This window comes from Pacificoceanicola niger, from assembly GCF_048553275.1.
In the GTDB taxonomy this organism is placed as follows: domain Bacteria; phylum Pseudomonadota; class Alphaproteobacteria; order Rhodobacterales; family Rhodobacteraceae; genus Pacificoceanicola.
In genome coordinates this window covers 271118-287355 of sequence record NZ_JBLZMW010000003.1, presented here as the reverse complement: position 1 = coordinate 287355, position 16238 = coordinate 271118, and the positions used below count along the sequence as shown (strand labels likewise).

16 protein-coding genes are annotated in these 16238 nt (G+C 63.0%); 4 read left to right on the top strand and 12 right to left on the bottom strand.

Going from position 1 to position 16238, the window contains the following annotated elements; translation table 11 throughout:
- Positions 1–120: 120 nt before the first annotated feature.
- Together ACN2XU_RS06230 and ACN2XU_RS06225 are read right to left on the bottom strand one after the other, a co-directional pair.
- Positions 121–819 carry an RraA family protein gene (locus ACN2XU_RS06230; RefSeq protein ID WP_419409543.1) on the bottom strand — a complete coding sequence of 233 codons (699 nt, stop codon included), beginning with the start codon at positions 817–819 and terminating at the stop codon, positions 121–123.
- A 1-nt stretch (position 820) separates the two neighbouring features.
- Complete coding sequence (locus tag ACN2XU_RS06225; protein ID WP_419409542.1) at positions 821–1303, bottom strand: hypothetical protein; 483 nt, start codon at positions 1301–1303, stop codon at positions 821–823.
- A gap of 118 nt (positions 1304–1421) precedes the next feature.
- On the opposite strand from ACN2XU_RS06225, the gene ACN2XU_RS06220 reads away from it, so the two are divergent.
- Positions 1422–3203 carry an IlvD/Edd family dehydratase gene (locus tag ACN2XU_RS06220; RefSeq protein ID WP_419409541.1) on the top strand — a complete coding sequence of 594 codons (1782 nt, stop codon included), beginning with the start codon at positions 1422–1424 and terminating at the stop codon, positions 3201–3203.
- Positions 3204–3305: 102 nt separating this feature from the next.
- Entirely contained in the window at positions 3306–4043 is a 738-nt protein-coding gene (locus tag ACN2XU_RS06215) for an SDR family oxidoreductase (RefSeq protein WP_419409540.1), read from the top strand.
- A 129-nt stretch (positions 4044–4172) separates the two neighbouring features.
- Here the strand turns inward: ACN2XU_RS06215 and ACN2XU_RS06210 are convergent, their stop codons facing one another.
- The 10 genes from ACN2XU_RS06210 to ACN2XU_RS06165 form a co-directional block, all read right to left on the bottom strand.
- Positions 4173–4664 carry a fasciclin domain-containing protein gene (locus tag ACN2XU_RS06210; protein ID WP_419409539.1) on the bottom strand — a complete coding sequence of 164 codons (492 nt, stop codon included), beginning with the start codon at positions 4662–4664 and terminating at the stop codon, positions 4173–4175.
- A gap of 176 nt (positions 4665–4840) precedes the next feature.
- On the bottom strand, positions 4841–5752 hold the full coding sequence (locus tag ACN2XU_RS06205) for a DMT family transporter (protein ID WP_419409538.1): 912 nt from the start codon (positions 5750–5752) through the stop codon (positions 4841–4843).
- Between the two features lie 176 nt (positions 5753–5928).
- Positions 5929–6651 (bottom strand): SDR family oxidoreductase, encoded by a 723-nt coding sequence (locus tag ACN2XU_RS06200; protein ID WP_419409537.1) that lies wholly within the window; start codon positions 6649–6651, stop codon positions 5929–5931.
- A complete protein-coding gene (locus ACN2XU_RS06195) occupies positions 6648–7538 on the bottom strand; it encodes an NAD(P)-dependent oxidoreductase (RefSeq protein WP_419409536.1) in 891 nt (296 codons plus the stop codon). Before ACN2XU_RS06195 ends, ACN2XU_RS06200 begins: the two co-directional genes overlap by 4 nt.
- Before the next feature lies 1 nt (position 7539).
- Positions 7540–8604, bottom strand: a complete 1065-nt coding sequence (locus ACN2XU_RS06190; protein ID WP_419409535.1) for a Gfo/Idh/MocA family protein — start codon at positions 8602–8604, stop codon at positions 7540–7542.
- Positions 8605–8738: 134 nt separating this feature from the next.
- Positions 8739–10229: a UxaA family hydrolase gene (locus tag ACN2XU_RS06185; protein ID WP_419409534.1), complete on the bottom strand. Its 1491-nt coding sequence runs from the start codon at positions 10227–10229 to the stop codon at positions 8739–8741.
- Between the two features lie 112 nt (positions 10230–10341).
- A complete protein-coding gene (locus ACN2XU_RS06180) occupies positions 10342–10701 on the bottom strand; it encodes a hypothetical protein (RefSeq protein ID WP_419409533.1) in 360 nt (119 codons plus the stop codon).
- 179 nt (positions 10702–10880) lie between these two features.
- Entirely contained in the window at positions 10881–12476 is a 1596-nt protein-coding gene (locus ACN2XU_RS06175; RefSeq protein WP_419409532.1) for a TRAP transporter large permease, read from the bottom strand.
- Positions 12476–13288: a TRAP transporter small permease subunit gene (locus ACN2XU_RS06170; RefSeq protein WP_419409531.1), complete on the bottom strand. Its 813-nt coding sequence runs from the start codon at positions 13286–13288 to the stop codon at positions 12476–12478. The genes ACN2XU_RS06175 and ACN2XU_RS06170 overlap by 1 nt, the downstream gene beginning before the upstream one ends.
- A 100-nt stretch (positions 13289–13388) precedes the next feature.
- Positions 13389–14411 (bottom strand): TRAP transporter substrate-binding protein, encoded by a 1023-nt coding sequence (locus ACN2XU_RS06165; RefSeq protein WP_419409530.1) that lies wholly within the window; start codon positions 14409–14411, stop codon positions 13389–13391.
- 226 nt (positions 14412–14637) lie between these two features.
- Here ACN2XU_RS06165 and ACN2XU_RS06160 point away from each other — a divergent pair, with 226 nt between their 5' ends.
- Positions 14638–15324 carry a GntR family transcriptional regulator gene (locus tag ACN2XU_RS06160; protein WP_419409529.1) on the top strand — a complete coding sequence of 229 codons (687 nt, stop codon included), beginning with the start codon at positions 14638–14640 and terminating at the stop codon, positions 15322–15324.
- A gap of 46 nt (positions 15325–15370) precedes the next feature.
- Positions 15371–16216, top strand: coding sequence for a fumarylacetoacetate hydrolase family protein (locus ACN2XU_RS06155; protein ID WP_419409528.1), 846 nt, complete (start codon positions 15371–15373; stop codon positions 16214–16216).
- Positions 16217–16238: the final 22 nt, after the last annotated feature.

Genomic DNA, 16238 nt, shown 5'->3' with positions numbered 1-16238 from the left:
GAGGCTCGCAGAGCCGTGGGGGCGGAGCCCCCGACCGCGCCCTGAGGCGCGTTGGCTGCGGTTCCGCAGGAACCGCAGCCGGTCGACGCGCGCAGCGCGGCGAAATCCCTGGTCCGGGGGTCAGCCCTTCACAACTGCCTTGCCTTCGGCAACAAGCGCGTCGAGGCCCAGCGGGGCGCAGAACCCGCTGGCCACCTTGGCTTCGAGCTCGGCTTCCATCGCCTTCACCTCTTCGAGCTTGGCGAGCACCCGGTCGATCTCCTCGAAGGGCACGACGACGACGCCGCTGCGGTCCGCGATGATCATGTCGCCCGTGGCGATGCGGCTGCCACCAACCACCGCCGCGCCGCCGACCGTGCCGGGGCCACTGCCGTAGGGTGAGTTCGGGTTGAGGCCGGTGCAGAAGGCAGGCAGGCCGACGTCCACGATCCCTTCGTAATCGCGCATCGGCCCGTCGGTGACAAAGCCTGCCGCGCCGGCGTTCTTCATCATCCCCATCAGTTGATCGCCCGAGGCCGAGCAGCCCTGATGCCCATCGACTGCGGCAACCACCACGTCGCCGGGCTTGATCATCGACACCGCCGCCAGCGTCGCGAGGATTTCCGCCGGTCCATTGTCCGCGACAAGCGCCGGGCCACAGGCGGTGCAGTCATAATCGCGGCCAAAGCCGATCGGGCCGATGGCGGTGTCGAGCGCGCCCTTGCCGTTCATCGCGTCGCAAATGAACCCGGTCGGCAGGCCCTTGAAGGCGTCGATCTGGGCCTGTGTCGGGCGCGGGGCGGTCTTGATAAGGGTCAGAAACGGCGGTTCTTCGATCATGTCATTTGTCCTCAACGGGCAGGGTGGACGCACGCCAGAGCAAGCGGGCGTAGGCAAGGCCGGAACTGCTCGCCTGGCAGCGCGCCATATCGCGTTGCAAGCGTTCTGCGGGCATATCGCCAAGCAGGGCCAATTCTTCCATGCGGTCGCACTGTGTCAGGCTGGCGATCAGATCGTACTTGAGCTCGATCCCGGCAATCGCGGCGATCTGCTCCGGCGCGCCCGCCTTGATTGCATCCATCTCGGCGGTGATCCCGGTGCTCCATGTCTCACGCGCCTTGGTAAAGCACAGCGCGGCAAGGCTGGGGCTGTCCGCAGGTTCGGCAAGACAGGGCGCATGGGCCTCTTCGATGCAGATGGCGGGGTTTCCCTTCTTCGACTGGGCCTCCAGCAGGCAGGTCTTCGTCTTGTCGAGGTCAAAGTCCGCAAGGGCTGGCAGGGCGCTCGCGCCCATCAGCACGAACGCCAAAATGGCAGTTCTCATCCCATCTCCTCCCGTAGGGTGTGAGTAGCTCTTGCATTTGGTATACCAAATTGAAATGCTGCTGCAAGCCAGTGGGTAGACGCGGATGTCGCGCGCCCCTGTTATTCGGGAGGACATCATGTCAGATACGCGCGCCAACAAACGGTTCCGCTCGCAGGAGTGGTTCGACAATCCAAACAATCCGGGCATGACCGCGCTCTATGTCGAGCGCTATCAGAACAGCACCTTCACCCGCGAGGAGCTGCAAGGCGAGCGGCCGATCATCGGCATCGCCAACTCCGGCAGCGATCTTGCGCCCTGCAACAAGATCCACGTCTTCCTGATGGACCGCATCAAGGCAGGCATCCGCGAAGCGGGCGGGGTTCCGATGGAGTTCCCGGTGCATCCGATTCAGGAGACGGGCAAGCGGCCGACCGCGGCGCTGGACCGGAATTTGACCTATCTCGGTCTTGTCGAGGTGTTGCACGGCTATCCGATCGACGGCGTAGTCCTGACCACAGGCTGTGACAAGACAACGCCAGCGATGCTGATGGGCGCCGCGACGGCCGACCTGCCGGCGATTGCCCTGAACGGCGGTCCGATGCTGGACGGGTGGTGGAAAGGCAAGCGGGCAGGCTCCGGCTCGATTGTCTGGGAATCGCGCCGCCTGCTGGCCGAAGGCAAGATCGATTACGAAGAATTCATGTCCCGGGTCTGCGCCTCCGCGCCGTCGCTGGGCCATTGCAACACCATGGGCACGGCCTCGACAATGAACGCCATGGCAGAGGCGCTTGGCATGTCCCTGACCGGCAACAGCGCCATCCCTGCGCCCTTCCGCGAGCGCATGGCCATGGCCTTCGAGACCGGCAAGCGTATCGTGCAGATGGTTCTCGACGATCTCAAACCCTCCGACATCCTGACCCGCGAGGCATTCGAGAACGCCATTGTGGTCAACTCCGCCATCGGCGGCAGCACCAACGCCCCGCCGCATCTTCAGGCGGTTGCGCGTCATGCGGGCGTCGAGCTGAACGTGAAGGACTGGCAGACGGTCGGCTTTGACGTTCCGCTGCTGGTCAACATGCAGCCCGCCGGGGAGTATCTGGGGGAGAGCTTCTTCCGCGCGGGCGGCGTGCCTGCGGTGATGGGCGAGTTGATGAAGGCGGGCCGCATCCATGAGGGTGTCATGACCGCGACGGGCAACACGATGGGCGTGAACCTTGCGGGCGTCGAGAGTATGGATGTCGACGTCATCAAGACCGTAGCGGAGCCGATGCGCCAGAACGCGGGCTTCAAGGTGCTCTCGGGCAATCTGTTCGACTCGGCGCTGATGAAAACCTCGGTGATCTCGCCGGACTTCCAGAAGCGCTTTCTCTCGGAGCCCGGCAACGAGGGCGTCTACGAGGCCCGCGCCGTCGTCTTTGAAGGGCCGGAGGATTACCACGACCGGATCAACGATCCGGCGCTGGAAATCGACGAGACAAGCATCCTGTTCATTCGCGGCGTCGGCTGCGTCGGCTATCCCGGCAGCGCCGAGGTGGTCAACATGCAGCCGCCCGATGCGTTGATCCGGCAGGGCATCAATCATCTGCCGACGGTTGGGGACGGGCGGCAATCCGGGACATCCGAATCGCCATCTATCCTGAACGCCTCGCCCGAGTCGGTTGTCGGCGGCGGTCTGGCCCATCTGAAAACGGGGGATCGGGTGCGGCTCGATCTGAACAACTCGAAAATGGATGCGCTGGTGGACGAAGCCGAATGGCAGGCCCGGATCGACGCATGGGAAGCGCCGGAGATCCGCAGCCAGACCCCGTGGCAGGAGATCTATCGCAAGCACGTGGGGCAACTCGCGGATGGTGGCTGTCTTGAACTGGCGACGGCCTATCAGAAAGTGGCGCGCGATCTGCCACGCGACAATCACTGACGGCCTGAGCGGTTGCGCGGCGGGCCGGGGCATTGACCCATGGCCCGTCGCGCGCCACGCCGGAGAGTAAAACCAGAGAGATCAGGAACGAGGAGGTGCGCCATGGCGCAGACGATTATCATCACCGGTGGCGGGCAGGGCATCGGCAAGGCCTGCACGCTGGCCTTTGTCGAAGCAGGCTGGACCGTCGGTGTCGTGGGACGCCGGGCAGAGCCGCTGGAGGCGCTTGCCGCCGAACACGAGGGCGTCCTGGCACTGCCCTGCGACGTCTCCGACGAAGCAAGCGTCGATGTCGCCTTCGACAAGGCCATGGCGGAATGGGGCCGGATCGATTGCCTGTTCAACAACGCCGGTGTTTCGGTGATGGGCGGCACGATCGACGAGACCAGCGTGGCCGATTTCCGCAAGGCCATCGACATCAACCTGACCGGGTCCTTCATCTGCGCACGCGCGGCGTTTGCCCGGATGCGGGCGCAGGACCCGCAAGGCGGGCGGATCATCAACAACGGATCGGTCTCAGCCTATGTGCCGCGCTGGGGCTCGGCCCCCTATACGGCGTCCAAACACGCAGTGACCGGGCTGACACGCTCGATCTCGCTCGATGGGCGGCCCTACAACATCGCCTGCGGACAGATCGACATCGGCAACGCGTTGACCGACATGGCCGCGAAGATGACCAAGGGCGTGCCCCAGGCCGATGGCTCGATCGCCGTGGAGCCGGTGATGGATGTCTCGAACGTGGCGAAATCGGTGCTGCACATGGCCTCCCTGCCGTTGGAGGCGAATGTGCAGTTCATGACCGTCATGGCCAGCGCGATGCCCTATATCGGGCGCGGCTGAACCGAGACAGGCCCTTTACCCGACAGGCCGGGGGGGGGGCCGGTGCCGGGCCTGTCCTATGCGGTCCTGTCGCCGCGATCCGAGGGCTTCCGGCAAGACGCGTTCAACGCCTTGCCGGAAAGTGCTGCTTCAGGGCATGAGAACGCTGTCGATGACGTGGATCACGCCATTGGTCGCGGTGATGTCGGCGGTGGTGACGGTGGCGTCATCGACTTTCACGCCGTGCCGGCCGTCGATATGCACGGTGGAGCCCTGGACCGTCGCCACGGAGAGCCGCTTGCCGACAAGCTGGTCAGAGGTGACCGCACCGGGAACCACGTGATACGTCAGGATCGCGACCAGCTGATCCCTGTTCTCAGGCTTCAACAGGGATTCAACTGTGCCTGCGGGCAGTGCGTCAAAAGCTGCGTTCGTAGGCGCAAAGACCGTGAACGGACCGTCGCCCTTGAGCGTCTCGACAAGGCCGGCGGCCTGGACGGCTGCGACGAGTGTCGAGAAGTCGCTGTTTGACGCGGCGATGTCGACGATGTCATCCCCGTCATCCATCATCGGGGCACATGCGGCGGCAAAAGCGGCAACGCTGAGCGCGGCAAACGTCTTGAGTGCGAACCGGCGATTCATGGGTGTTTCCTTTCCAGACTGTCCATATTGCTGCGGGCAGGCGACCCATGGCCGCCGTGCCTCAGACACATACTCTACGGTGGTCCGGCATGTTCGGATCATTTGAAGCGCTGATTGGCCAGGGCACGCGGACAGGTGCCTTTTGACGGGGGTGCGGGGCACAGCCCCGCCCTACATCAGCGGGTGTGGGGCACCGGGCGCCGGATACGGCCCCGCACGGCGCGCTCGCGCTGCCAGATATAGAGCCCCGAGCCTATGATGATCGCGCCGCCGCCCAGGGTCCAGACGGTCGGCCATGTGTCGAAGAGCACCACCCCGGCCACGGCGGCCAGGAAGATCTGGATATAGATTACCGGCGCGAGGATCGACGCATCAGCCAGGCGATGCGCCGTCGTCGCGGCGATATGTCCGCCGGCGCCAAAGGCTCCGATCAGCAGAAATGCAATCCATCCCGTACCCGTGGGCCAGACCCAGGACCCGAAAACGAACGGCACAAGGGCCGCCGCCGCAATGCCGGAGGACCAGATCTGCTGGGTGGCGTTGCCTTCGATCCCGGCCAGCAGCCGCGTCATGATAAAATAGAGCGACGCCATGGTCAGCGCGGCGAGGTTCAGGAGCATCGCCGGATGAAACTCCACGCCCCAGGGCTGCATCACCACCAGAACGCCGATAAAGCCGACACAGACCGCAACAATTCGGCGCAGGCCGACCTTTTCGCCGAGGATCGGGATGGCCAGAAGCGTGACAACGATGGGTCCGGCGAACATGATCGTCGTGGTGACGGTGATCGGCAGATACTGCAGGGAGGTGAAATTGAACACCGTGCTGCCAAGGAGAAACAGGCTGCGCAGGAGTTGCTTGAGCGGAGCGTTTGAGACAAAGGCATCCCGCCCTTCCTGCGAGCCATAAAGCGTCACGGCAACGAGGAAATGCCCGAAGTAGCGTACGAAAACCACCTGCAGGGCAGGCAGCCCACCAAGGATCAGCCATTTTGCGGAGCTGTCGATGCAGGTAAAGCCCACCACCGCGAGCGCCATCAACAGGACGCCGGCGCCGGTGCGCTCCTCTCTTGGTTTTGCCTCGGACATGAAGACCTCCGCTCCGTTGCGCGCCGGGCTGAGTGCTTCGCCGGGCCGCCGTGTTGCGCCATTGAGTATTTGCCAAAGAGAAGAAGAGAGGCGGGCGCCCGCTGTGTCTTCTCTTGAAAAAAACTCAGGAGAGTGTCGCCGTCCGGACAGGGCGCCGGACGGCGAATGAGGTGACGTCAGCCGTTGGCCCAGCCGCCGTCGATGACATGACTTTGCCCGGTGGTGAAGCTGCTTTCGTCCGAACCAAGATAGACGGCAAGCTGCGCGATCTCGTCCGGCTGGCCGATGCGGCCCATTGGCTGGCGCGCGATGAAGGCGGCCTTGGCCGCTTCATAATCGCCGGTGCTGCGCAGGCGGTCATGCAAAGACGGGCTGTCGACCGTTCCGGGGCAGATGCAGTTCACCCGGATGCCTTTTGTCACATAATCCTTGGCCACCGATTTGGTCAGACCGATCACCGCCGCCTTGGATGTGCCGTAGATACAGCGCCCGGGCGCGGCGAGGATGCTGCCCGCCACCGAGGCGATGTTGACGATGGACCCGCCGCCGCGCTCCAGCATGCCGGGGATGGCCGCCTGCATGGAGTGGAACTGCGAGCGCACGTTTAGCAGCATGGCGCATTCGAAGTCCTCGTCCGTGGCTTCGAGGATCGTGCCGCCATGGACATATCCCGCGCAGTTGACGAGGATGTCGGGCGCGGCATCCTGAACCGCCCTGGTCAACGCGGCCTTGTCCGTGACATCAAGCGCCTGGGTCTCGCAATCGAGGCCGTTCAGCAAGTCGCTCTTGAGGTCGGTTGCCGTGACAATTGCTCCTTCGCGGATGTAATGGTCTGCGATGGCGCGGCCGATGCCCTGACCGGCGGCGGTGATGAAAGCGCGTTTGCCCTTGAGTCTCATGTTTCTTTTCCCAAGTTGCTCACCATCCAATCGACCATTTCCGGCACCATGAGGTCGCCCGATCCGCCATCCCGCGCTTCGCGCAACGTGGTATCGGCGGCCGTGGACATGCGACTGTGCTTGCCCAGATCCGCTGCCATCTGGCGATAGTAGCCGACGTCTTTCGCGCCATTGGCCACGGAGAAGGCCAGGTCGATCTTACCGTCCACGGCATAGTTGCGAATGAACTCCATCATGCCCGAGCGGTTCGGTCCGGCGGCCATCACATTGAAAAGGGAGTCGCGTTCGATCCCGGCTGCGTCCGCCATGGCAAAGGCCTCGGCCATCGCGTTGGCAGTGGTCATGGCATAGAAGTTGTTGATCAGCTTGATCGTATGGCCATTGCCGAGCTTGCCAAGGTGGAACACGTTTTCGCCCAGCACGTCGAGCACCGGTGTGACTTTGGCATAGGCCGCCTCATCTCCCGCACACATGATGTTGAGCAGACCATCCTTGGCATGCGCCGGGGTGCGGCCCAGCGGCGCGTCGAGATAAGCCGCGCCCTTCTCCTGCAATGCGGCGCCGATCTTCAGGGTCGACGCGGGCAGGGAGGTGCCGAAATCAATGACGATCTGCCCCGCTTTGGCACCGGCGAGCACACCATCCTCGCCATAGATCCGGCTCTCGACCTGATCGGAGGTGCCGACGCAGAGCATGACGATATCCGCCTGCTCCGCCAGCGCGCGGGCGCTCGATGCCTCGGTGCCGCCGCGCGCGGTCATTTCCTCGATGCCGCTGCGGTCCCGGTTGCCCAGTCCGATTACCGGATACCCGGCGTCCTGCAGACAGCCCACCATGGCGCGGCCCATAAGGCCCAGCCCGATGAAACCGATGGTTTCCTTGCTCATGTCATACTCCCTTGTAATCTCCAGGAACCTCAGCCGCCTTGACCGGCTTGCCGGTATGCCCCGAGAGGGCGGCGGCGAGGGTCATTTCCATGGCTGCGATGCCATCCTGCCCGGTGCAGAGCACATCATCGGTGCCGCCTGCAACCACTGAGGCAAAACGGTCGATCTGTGCAAGCAGCGGATCGATCCGCTCGAAGATTCGGCCGTCATGGCGCGCAAGCGGCTTTGACCATTCGATCTCGCCTGCTGCACTGCGCCCCCAACGGGTCAATGATGGAAAGGCCAGAGCCCCATCCGTGCCGACCAGGCGCAGGTAATCCTCACCGCTGCCCGCGATGGCCGGGTTTTCATGGCTGGCGGCCTCGAAAGACCACGGCGATGCGCCGGCGTCGGAAATCAGGAACGAGCCAAGCGCTCCGTTCGCAAAGCGAAACGCCACGCTCGCCGTGTCCTCAATGACAAAGCCGCGCCGGGCGGAGGAAAGCAACGCGCTGGCCTCCACCATCTCGCCGACAAGAAAACGCAACAGGTCGATCTCATGCGTGAGATTGGTCAGAAGCGGTCCCGCACCGGGGGCCCGCCGCCAATCCACATCATAATAGGTGTCGTGCTTGCGCAGGGACCAAAGCCCCTGCACCCCGACAAGATCGCCAAGTTCGGCGATGGCGTCTCGCGCCGCAATGGAAAACGGATGGCAGCGCCGATGATGCCCGGTGAAGAAAGGCAGGCCCTTGGCCTGCGCGCGCGTCACCAGTGTCCGCGCCTCCTCCAGAGTGGCGCAAGTAGGCTTCTCGACAAGAACGCCCCAGCCCCGTTCAAGACAGGCCAGAGCCGAAGCGAAATGATCCTGCGTCGGGGTTGCGATCACCGCCGCCCGCACCTGCTCCGGTACGTCCTCCAAAGACGCCGCCATCGGCAGCCCCTTCGCGGCCAACGCTTCCCGGAGCGCTGCGTTCGGTTCCACGACCGCCACGAGATCAACCCGGTCTGATAGCCCGGCGACCTCGATATGGCGCTGTCCGATCGATCCGGCCCCGATCACGCAAAGTGGCAAAGGCTCCGTCATTCGCGCCTCTCCTTCTGTTTCTTCTCTGTCAAAATATCCCGGGGAGTCCCGCAGGGACGGGGCAGCGCCCCAAATGGCTCGGATCGCCGCCTGCCGCCGCTGGCGTCCGAGGCGATCCGAAGACTCTCAAGGCGTCACATCACCGCGCCGATCTGCCACGGCACGAACTCATAGTCGCCAAGGCCCTGCAACTCGGACTTGGTCTTCTCGCCCGAGGCCATGCGGAGCCACATCTCGTAAATTTCGCGGCCGACCTCCTCGACGGTCTTGCCATCCGACAGGATGCTTCCGGCGTTCACGTCCATGTCTTCGTGTAACCGGCCATACATCTCGGAGTTGGTCGCCACTTTCATGCATGGGCTGGGTTTGGAGCCAAAAGCAGAGCCGCGTCCGGTGGTAAAGCACACAAGGTTGCAGCCCGATGCGATCATGCCCGTCACCGACGCCGGATCGTAGCCGGGGCTGTCCATGAAGACAAAGCCCTTGGCCGTCACCGGCTCGGCGTATTTGAAGACTCCCATCAAGGGCGTGGTGCCGCCCTTGGCCGAGGCCCCGAGCGATTTTTCGAGGATCGTAGTCAGACCGCCCTTCTTGTTGCCGGGCGAGGGGTTGTTGTCCATGGAGCCCCCGGCATTGGCGGTGTAGCCCTCCCACCACTTGATCAGGTCGATCAGCTTTTCGCCAACCTCGGGCGAGGCGGCGCGTGCGGTCAGCATGTGTTCCGCGCCGTAGATCTCCGGTGTCTCCGACAGCACACCCGTGCCGCCCTGGGCAACCAGAAGATCGCAGGCATGGCCCACCGCAGGATTGGCTGTGATCCCCGACCAGGCGTCCGAGCCGCCGCATTCAAGGCCCACCATCAGATCGGAGGCCGGGCATTCCTCGCGCGTGGCTTCGTTGACCAGCGGCAGCATCTTTTCGATCTGTGCAATGCCCAGCTCGACCGTGCGGCGCAGCCCGCCGACGTCCTGAATGTTCATGGTCCGGAACAGCGGGCCGGGGGTCAGCCCATAGGCTTCGATGAGCCAGTCGATCTGCATCATCTCGCAGCCCAGACCGGCCATGAGCACACCGCCGACATTGGGATTGCGCGCATAGCCCCAGAGCGTGCGCTGCAGCAGCTCGAAGCCGGTGCCGTCGCCGCCCATGGCGCATCCGGTGCCATGCACAAAGGCCGCGACGCCATCGACGTTCGGATAGGCGGCCAGCCGCTCTTCGGTGAAGTGTTCGGCGATCTTGCGCGCGGCGGTCGCCGAGCAGTTCACCGACGTCAGCACCGCAATGTAATTGCGGGTTCCGACCTGTCCCGTCGGGCGTCGGTAGCCCATGAAGGTGTCCTGCGTCGTGGCGGTGGGCGCCGGGCGCAGGTTGGTGCCGAAGTCATACGCGGTATCCACGTTGCGGAACTCAAGGTTGTGCGTGTGCACATGCGCACCCCTGGCAATGTCCTGTGCGGCATAGCCGATGACCTGGGCGTATTTCAGCACCGGCGCACCTTTTGGGATATCCGCCGTGGCCAGTTTGTGGCCGCGCGGGATCAGCTGGGTTGCGCCGTCCTGCCCGGCTTCGAGCGTGGCGATGGCGGTGACGACGTTATCTGCGTCGGAAAGGCGGACTGTGTTCATGGTCACTCTCGTGTTGTTGGCGGGGAAGGGGCGTTGCCCCGGCTCGGACGAGCCTCCCCCGGCGGTATTCGGTCCAGCGCCAAGCCGATGCTCAGGCCGGGGCGTCACCGGTTCAGCAATGGGTCGGTATGTGGTCCTTGGGCGCAAGGGGGGCGCGGGCGTCGATCCTGGCGTCTTGATGGACGGTTCGGTCTCTCTGCCCGGTGTCGGGTCGGGTGCGGGCGCAGGCGGTGAAGGCAGTGAAATGCCCCCGTCCGGCGCGCGCGCCGGTGACGGTGCTGCGATTGTCAAAGCGACCGCGAGCCAAGTCGAAGGTGTTGTTACAGGAGGCACGCGGGGTCAGCGAGTGAACTGGCACAGCGCCGTCAGCCCTGACCGCTTCCACCATGGCAGCGCCCAGCCTGTCATCGACGATCATCTCGCCTTTGCTCTCGAATGACGCGATCTGTTCAGCAGTAAGAAAGAGAGGCATTGCGAGACCTTATCAGCGGCTTGAAACGGGTGCGTGACAGAGGTCCGGCGTGCAGATGTCGGGCCTCGAAGAGGCGGGGCGATCCGCCCGGGGCTGCCGTTGCTGTTTTGGATATTTGAACAGAGAAGAAGCAGCACGAAGCGCTCCGGGCGACCAAGGGGCCGCCCGGAACAGACGGTTCAGAGGAAGATCGTCACGATCGGCGGCCAGGCCAGCAACACTGCCAGTGCCAGAAGCTGCAGGCAGATGAAGGGCAGGAAGCCGCGGAAGATGTCGGTCAGCGAGATATGCGCCGGGGCGACGGACTTCAGGTAGAAGGCCGCGGGCCCGAAGGGCGGTGAGAGGAAGCTGACCTGCATGTTCATACAGAACACCACACCGTACCAGATCGGGATGTAGCGCGCGTCGACGTGACCGAAGAAGCCGATTTCCTCGGCGGGCAGTTTGGTCACGATCGGCAGAAACACCGGCATGATCAGCAACACGATCCCGACCCAATCCATGAACATCCCCATGATCAGGAAGATGAACATCATGACCAGGATCACACCCATTGTCGGCATTTCGGCACCGACGATCATGTTGGCAACATAGGTCGGACCACCGGCGAGGGTGTAGGCCGCGGCCAGCGCCGAGGCGCCGATGGTGACCCAGATGATCGTGCCCGTCGATTTGAGCGTACGCATCAACGAATCCCAGACGATGTCAAAGGTCATTTCACGGCGGACCGTGCCGATGACAAAGACCGCGATCACGCCCATGGCCGCCGCTTCGGTGATGCCGGTGATGCCACCGTAAATCGACCCGAGCACCACGCCGACAACGACGATGGGCGCGACAAGGCCCTTGCCCATGTTCCAACCGGTGGCGGCGCGCTCCTTGCCCAGAACGAGCGTGGTGGCGACGCCGATGGCGGCGACGATGGCGAGGGTGATGATCTTGCCTTGCATGACTTCCCAGACGGTGGTGACACCGTCGTCCGACATCTGGCTTCCGCTGAAGAACGAGATCACCAGCATCAGCGCAATGAAGCCCAGCGCCGCATAGGTCATGAACCTGGCGAGGAAGGCCAGGAACAAAGCCGCCTTGGTGACGCCTTTGGGATCGTTGGGATCCTCGGGCGGCAGCGGTGCGAGGGAGGGGTTCATGCGTGTGCGCACGAAGATATAGATGATGAAGAACGTGGCGAGCATGAAGCCGGGCAGGAAGGACGCCGTGAAGAGCGCCTTGATGGAGGTCTCCGTGACAAGGCCGTAGAAGATCAGAACGATCGACGGCGGGATCATGGTGCCGAGCGAGCCGGACGCACAGATCGTACCGATGGCAAGGTTCTGGTCATACTTGAGACGCAGCATCTGGGGCAGGGCGATCAGGCCGAGCAGAACTACTTCGCCGCCGATGATGCCCGACATGGCAGCCATGATGACGGCCATGATCGAGGTCACGAAGGCGATGCCGCCGCGCACGCGGGAGAGCCATTGGTTTAGCGACGTATACATGTCCCGGGCAATGCCCGAGCGTTCAAGCATCGCCGCCATGAAGATGAACAACGGCACCGAGATCAGGACGTAATTTGTCATCTGGCGGTAGACCGCCTGACCCAGAACCGACAGGGGCCCCTGTCCGAAGGTGCGGAACAGGATGTCCACGTCGAACTTGAGCACCAGGGTGACCACCGCGAGGAACGCCGAGGCAAAGCCAAGCGGCATCCCGATGGCCAGCAGGGCAAACATGCCGAGCAGGAGGATAAGGGAGAGTGTGCCGATATCGACCATTACTTGGGCTCCTCGAGGGTCTTGCGGATGTTCTCGATCTCGATTTCGTCGATATCGTCCGCCGAGTGGTGCTGCGGATCCTTGTTCCAGTCGGCGATCAGGTTCGAGATGGCCTGAATCGTGACGAGAACGATGATGAACAGAATGGCGGGTTTGACGGTACCGGGAATGGCCGGATCCCAGGCGGTGCCGAAGGTCTCCATACGCATCATGCGGCGCATCGCATCGTTGTATCCGCCCCAGACAAGGGCAAAGGTGAAGACACAGATCAGGAAGACCGAGATGGTGTCACAGGTCTTCTGCGCCCAGCGCGGCATCAGGTCGTAGATGACGTAGATGCGGATGTGGCTGCGCTGTTGCATGGCGTATTGCCCGGCAAGCAGAAACAGGAAGGCCGCGATCCACAGGCTCAACTCGTTGGCCCAGAGGGTCGGGCGCGAGAAGACGTAGCGTGAGACGACTTCGTAGAACATGACCAGAACGACCAACCCGGTCGAGATCATGGCAATGCGCGATGTCACCAGGGACAGTATGTCGAAGAAGCCGTGCGGCTCGTCCTCGATGGCGCCCTTGGTGTCGGACAGGTAGATCGACGTCAGCAGCAATGTGGCCGCAATGCAGAAGAGCATGATCAACACGATCACGCCGCCTTCGGATGGCCTGATCATTTCGTGCATGCCGATGGCGTCTTCGCTGATGATCTTGTTGATCGCCAGCCAGATGAATATTAGCGCGGTCAGTCCGGCAAAGCCAGTCGCGGCTTTCTTGACCGGTGCCCTGAGCGACCCCAACCAGAGGCTGTTCTCTTGCATGGTCCTGCCTCCTCCTGCTCTGAAGATGTTGAAAAAATTGGCGAGCCCCGGAAGGGGGCCCGCCGCTCATCACCGGACCTGAATTGTCAGGTCCGACAGATTATTCGCTGATCAGGCCCAGCTGTGTGAGATAGGTCCGGTGGCTGTCCAGAAGCGCGGCGGCCTCCGGCGAACGGGTGCCCCAGTCTGCCCATGCAACCTGCGCCGCACGGCGGAACTCTGCACGATCTTCTGCCGACCAGTTGTAGAGGGTCACGCCCTGTGCCTGCAGTTCAGCAGCGGCTTCGGCGTTGGCCTTCTCGTTGAAGAGGGCGATCTGGAAGGACAGTTTCTGCCAGGCGGTGTCGATGATGCGACGGTGCTTTTCGGAGAGGCCATTCCAGACGTCGAGGTTACACGCGAGGTGGTCCGACGGCATCGAGTGGAAGCCGGGGTAGGTGGCGTGCTTGACGATGTCATAAAGACCAAGGCCAACGTTGTTGGCGAGGCCTGATGCATCGGCGCCGTCGATGATGCCGGTTTCAAGCGCGGTAAAGATCTCGGTGAAGTCCATCACGATGGGCGAGGCGCCCAGCTCTTCGAAGATCTCGGTTTCCATGCCCGGAGGCGAACGGAACTTCCAGCCTTTGATGTCTTCGAAGCCGGCCAGCGGCTTGGAGGACGACAGCGATTCCTGGCCATAGATGGACCAACCGATCAGCTGCATGTTGTTGGCGTTGTACAGTTCCTGCGCGGCGTCGTAGCCACCGCCGTAGTACAGCCAGCTGTACTGCTGCCACGGGGTGTCGTAGCCGCCCATGATGTCGCCGACGAACTGGAACGCCGGGTTCTTGCCGGTCTGGTAGGCACCGCCGGTTGCGTCACAGTCGACGATGCCGTTGATCGCGGCGTCGAAGGTCTCGGTCGTTGCGACGACGGAGGACGAGTAGAACATCTCGATGGCGATCTCGCCGCCGGACATGGTCTGCACGTCATCGATGAAGGTCGCGAGGCGCTGACCGGTGGGATGCTCCGTGGCATAGTGCGTCTGGATGCGCAGGGTCACGTCCTGTGCAAATGCGGCTGTGCCCGTTACGGCAACCGAAGCCACGGCAGCGGATTTCAAAAGGGTTTTGAGCGTCATGTTTTCCTCCCCAAGGGCTGCCTCCTCAAGCCGCCCTGATTGCATTTAGGCCAAGTTTTCGTCGGCCACTCTCAGATGGTATACCATCTTGCGGGGCCACGCTAACCAAACCACAGTCGACAGGCAAGGATTTTTGGTATACCAAATTCTGCTCATGGGAGGTCGCCCTTTCGGGGGCGGGCGAACGCGGCAAAACCACGTAGAACAATAGTCAAAAGGCCGCCGAATGCCGGAAGAAACATTGCCGGACCAGATCGCGAATCAACTGCGTCGGGACATCCTACGCGGGAAACTCGCGCCTGGGGCACAAGTAAAAGAGCGCGACAACGCCGCCGAAATGGGCGTGAGTCGCACACCGATGCGCGAGGCGATTCGGATTCTCGCCAAGGAGGGGCTTGTCGTTCTGCGACCGGCGCGCAGCCCTGTGGTCGCGCAGCTCACGCTTGACGAGGTGGCGGACAACATCGAGGTCCTCACGACACTCGAACTGATGTCGGCCCGCCTGGCGGTTGATCGGGCCAGTGAGGCGCAAATCGAAGAGATCGTGGAAATCCAGAACCGTATGGAGCGGCTCTATGATGACATCGACATGATCGACGTCTTCGAGCTTGATATGGAGTTTCACAAGGCCATCGTGCGCGCCGCCAACAATCCGGTTCTGGTGGAGGCCCATGGCTCCGTGCTGTCGCGCCTGTGGCGCGCGCGCTATCTCTCGGCAAGCCGCAAACGCTCGCGCGATCGGGTGCTGGCTCAGCACAATGGCATTGTCGAAGGGCTGCAGACCCGTGACAAGGCGCTGCTACATGGGTATCTGTCCAATCATCTCGAACATCTGCTGATCAACGTGCAGGATTTCTTCGAACATGCGAATGACGGGCCGGATACGCCCGCATCGCCCACATCTGCCGCGTGATGAGGCGCGGACGGACAAATTCACGAACCAAGGAAAGACGAGAGCGATGAAACTTCTTCGTTTCGGCCCCAAGGGCCAGGAAAAGCCGGGCATTCTCGATGCGGATGGCAAAGTGCGCGACCTGTCGGGCCAGGTGCCCGATTTTGCCGGGCAGGGGGTCTCGCTGGAGGCGCTGGACGCTGTTCGGGCCATCGACGTGAACAGCCTGCCGGTCGTCGAAGAGCCGGGCCGCATCGGATCGTGCCTCGCCTCCGTGCCGAACTTCTTCTGCGTTGGCCTGAACTATGCGCTGCACGCCAAGGAAAGCGGCATGGACGCCCCGGCAGAACCGATCCTGTTCTCCAAGGCCACCTCGGCGCTCTCCGGTCCCTTTGACGACGTGGTCATTCCGCGCAAATCCACCAAGGGCGACTGGGAAGTCGAGCTTGGCGTGGTGATCGGCAAATCCGCCTCCTATGTTAGCGAAGAGGATGCGCTGGACTACGTCGCGGGCTATTGCACGATCAACGACGTCTCCGAGCGTGAATTCCAGATCGAGAGACTCGGTCAGTGGATCAAGGGCAAATCCGCCCCGACCTTCGGCCCGACCGGTCCCTATCTTGTGACCGCCGACGAAGTGGGCGATCCGCAAAACCTGCGCGTCAGCCTCGATCTCAATGGCGAGACGGTTCAGGACAGCAACACCTCCGACATGATCTTCTCCGTGCGTGAAATCGTCAGCTACATGAGCCAGTTCATGGAGCTGCAGCCCGGTGACATCATCGCCACCGGCACGCCCTCGGGCGTCGGCATGGGCATGAAGCCGCAGCGCTTCCTCAAGCCCGGCGACGTCATGGAAATCGAGGTTCACGGCCTTGGTCGCCAGCGTCAGACCGCCGTGGCGGCTGACTGATCTGCATCTCGGGCGCGCGGGT

Excerpts from the sequence above, each read along its gene's own strand:
- ACN2XU_RS06230 (WP_419409543.1), bottom strand. The coding sequence starts at position 819 with ATGATCGAAGAACCGCCGTTTCTGACCCTTATCAAGACCGCCCCGCGC.
- ACN2XU_RS06225 (WP_419409542.1), bottom strand. The coding sequence starts at position 1,303 with ATGAGAACTGCCATTTTGGCGTTCGTGCTGATGGGCGCGAGCGCCCTG.
- ACN2XU_RS06220 (WP_419409541.1), top strand. The coding sequence starts at position 1,422 with ATGTCAGATACGCGCGCCAACAAACGGTTCCGCTCGCAGGAGTGGTTC.
- ACN2XU_RS06215 (WP_419409540.1), top strand. The coding sequence starts at position 3,306 with ATGGCGCAGACGATTATCATCACCGGTGGCGGGCAGGGCATCGGCAAG.
- ACN2XU_RS06210 (WP_419409539.1), bottom strand. The coding sequence starts at position 4,664 with ATGAATCGCCGGTTCGCACTCAAGACGTTTGCCGCGCTCAGCGTTGCC.
- ACN2XU_RS06205 (WP_419409538.1), bottom strand. The coding sequence starts at position 5,752 with ATGTCCGAGGCAAAACCAAGAGAGGAGCGCACCGGCGCCGGCGTCCTG.
- ACN2XU_RS06200 (WP_419409537.1), bottom strand. The coding sequence starts at position 6,651 with ATGAGACTCAAGGGCAAACGCGCTTTCATCACCGCCGCCGGTCAGGGC.
- ACN2XU_RS06195 (WP_419409536.1), bottom strand. The coding sequence starts at position 7,538 with ATGAGCAAGGAAACCATCGGTTTCATCGGGCTGGGCCTTATGGGCCGC.
- ACN2XU_RS06190 (WP_419409535.1), bottom strand. The coding sequence starts at position 8,604 with ATGACGGAGCCTTTGCCACTTTGCGTGATCGGGGCCGGATCGATCGGA.
- ACN2XU_RS06185 (WP_419409534.1), bottom strand. The coding sequence starts at position 10,229 with ATGAACACAGTCCGCCTTTCCGACGCAGATAACGTCGTCACCGCCATC.
- ACN2XU_RS06180 (WP_419409533.1), bottom strand. The coding sequence starts at position 10,701 with ATGCCTCTCTTTCTTACTGCTGAACAGATCGCGTCATTCGAGAGCAAA.
- ACN2XU_RS06175 (WP_419409532.1), bottom strand. The coding sequence starts at position 12,476 with ATGGTCGATATCGGCACACTCTCCCTTATCCTCCTGCTCGGCATGTTT.
- ACN2XU_RS06170 (WP_419409531.1), bottom strand. The coding sequence starts at position 13,288 with ATGCAAGAGAACAGCCTCTGGTTGGGGTCGCTCAGGGCACCGGTCAAG.
- ACN2XU_RS06165 (WP_419409530.1), bottom strand. The coding sequence starts at position 14,411 with ATGACGCTCAAAACCCTTTTGAAATCCGCTGCCGTGGCTTCGGTTGCC.
- ACN2XU_RS06160 (WP_419409529.1), top strand. The coding sequence starts at position 14,638 with ATGCCGGAAGAAACATTGCCGGACCAGATCGCGAATCAACTGCGTCGG.
- ACN2XU_RS06155 (WP_419409528.1), top strand. The coding sequence starts at position 15,371 with ATGAAACTTCTTCGTTTCGGCCCCAAGGGCCAGGAAAAGCCGGGCATT.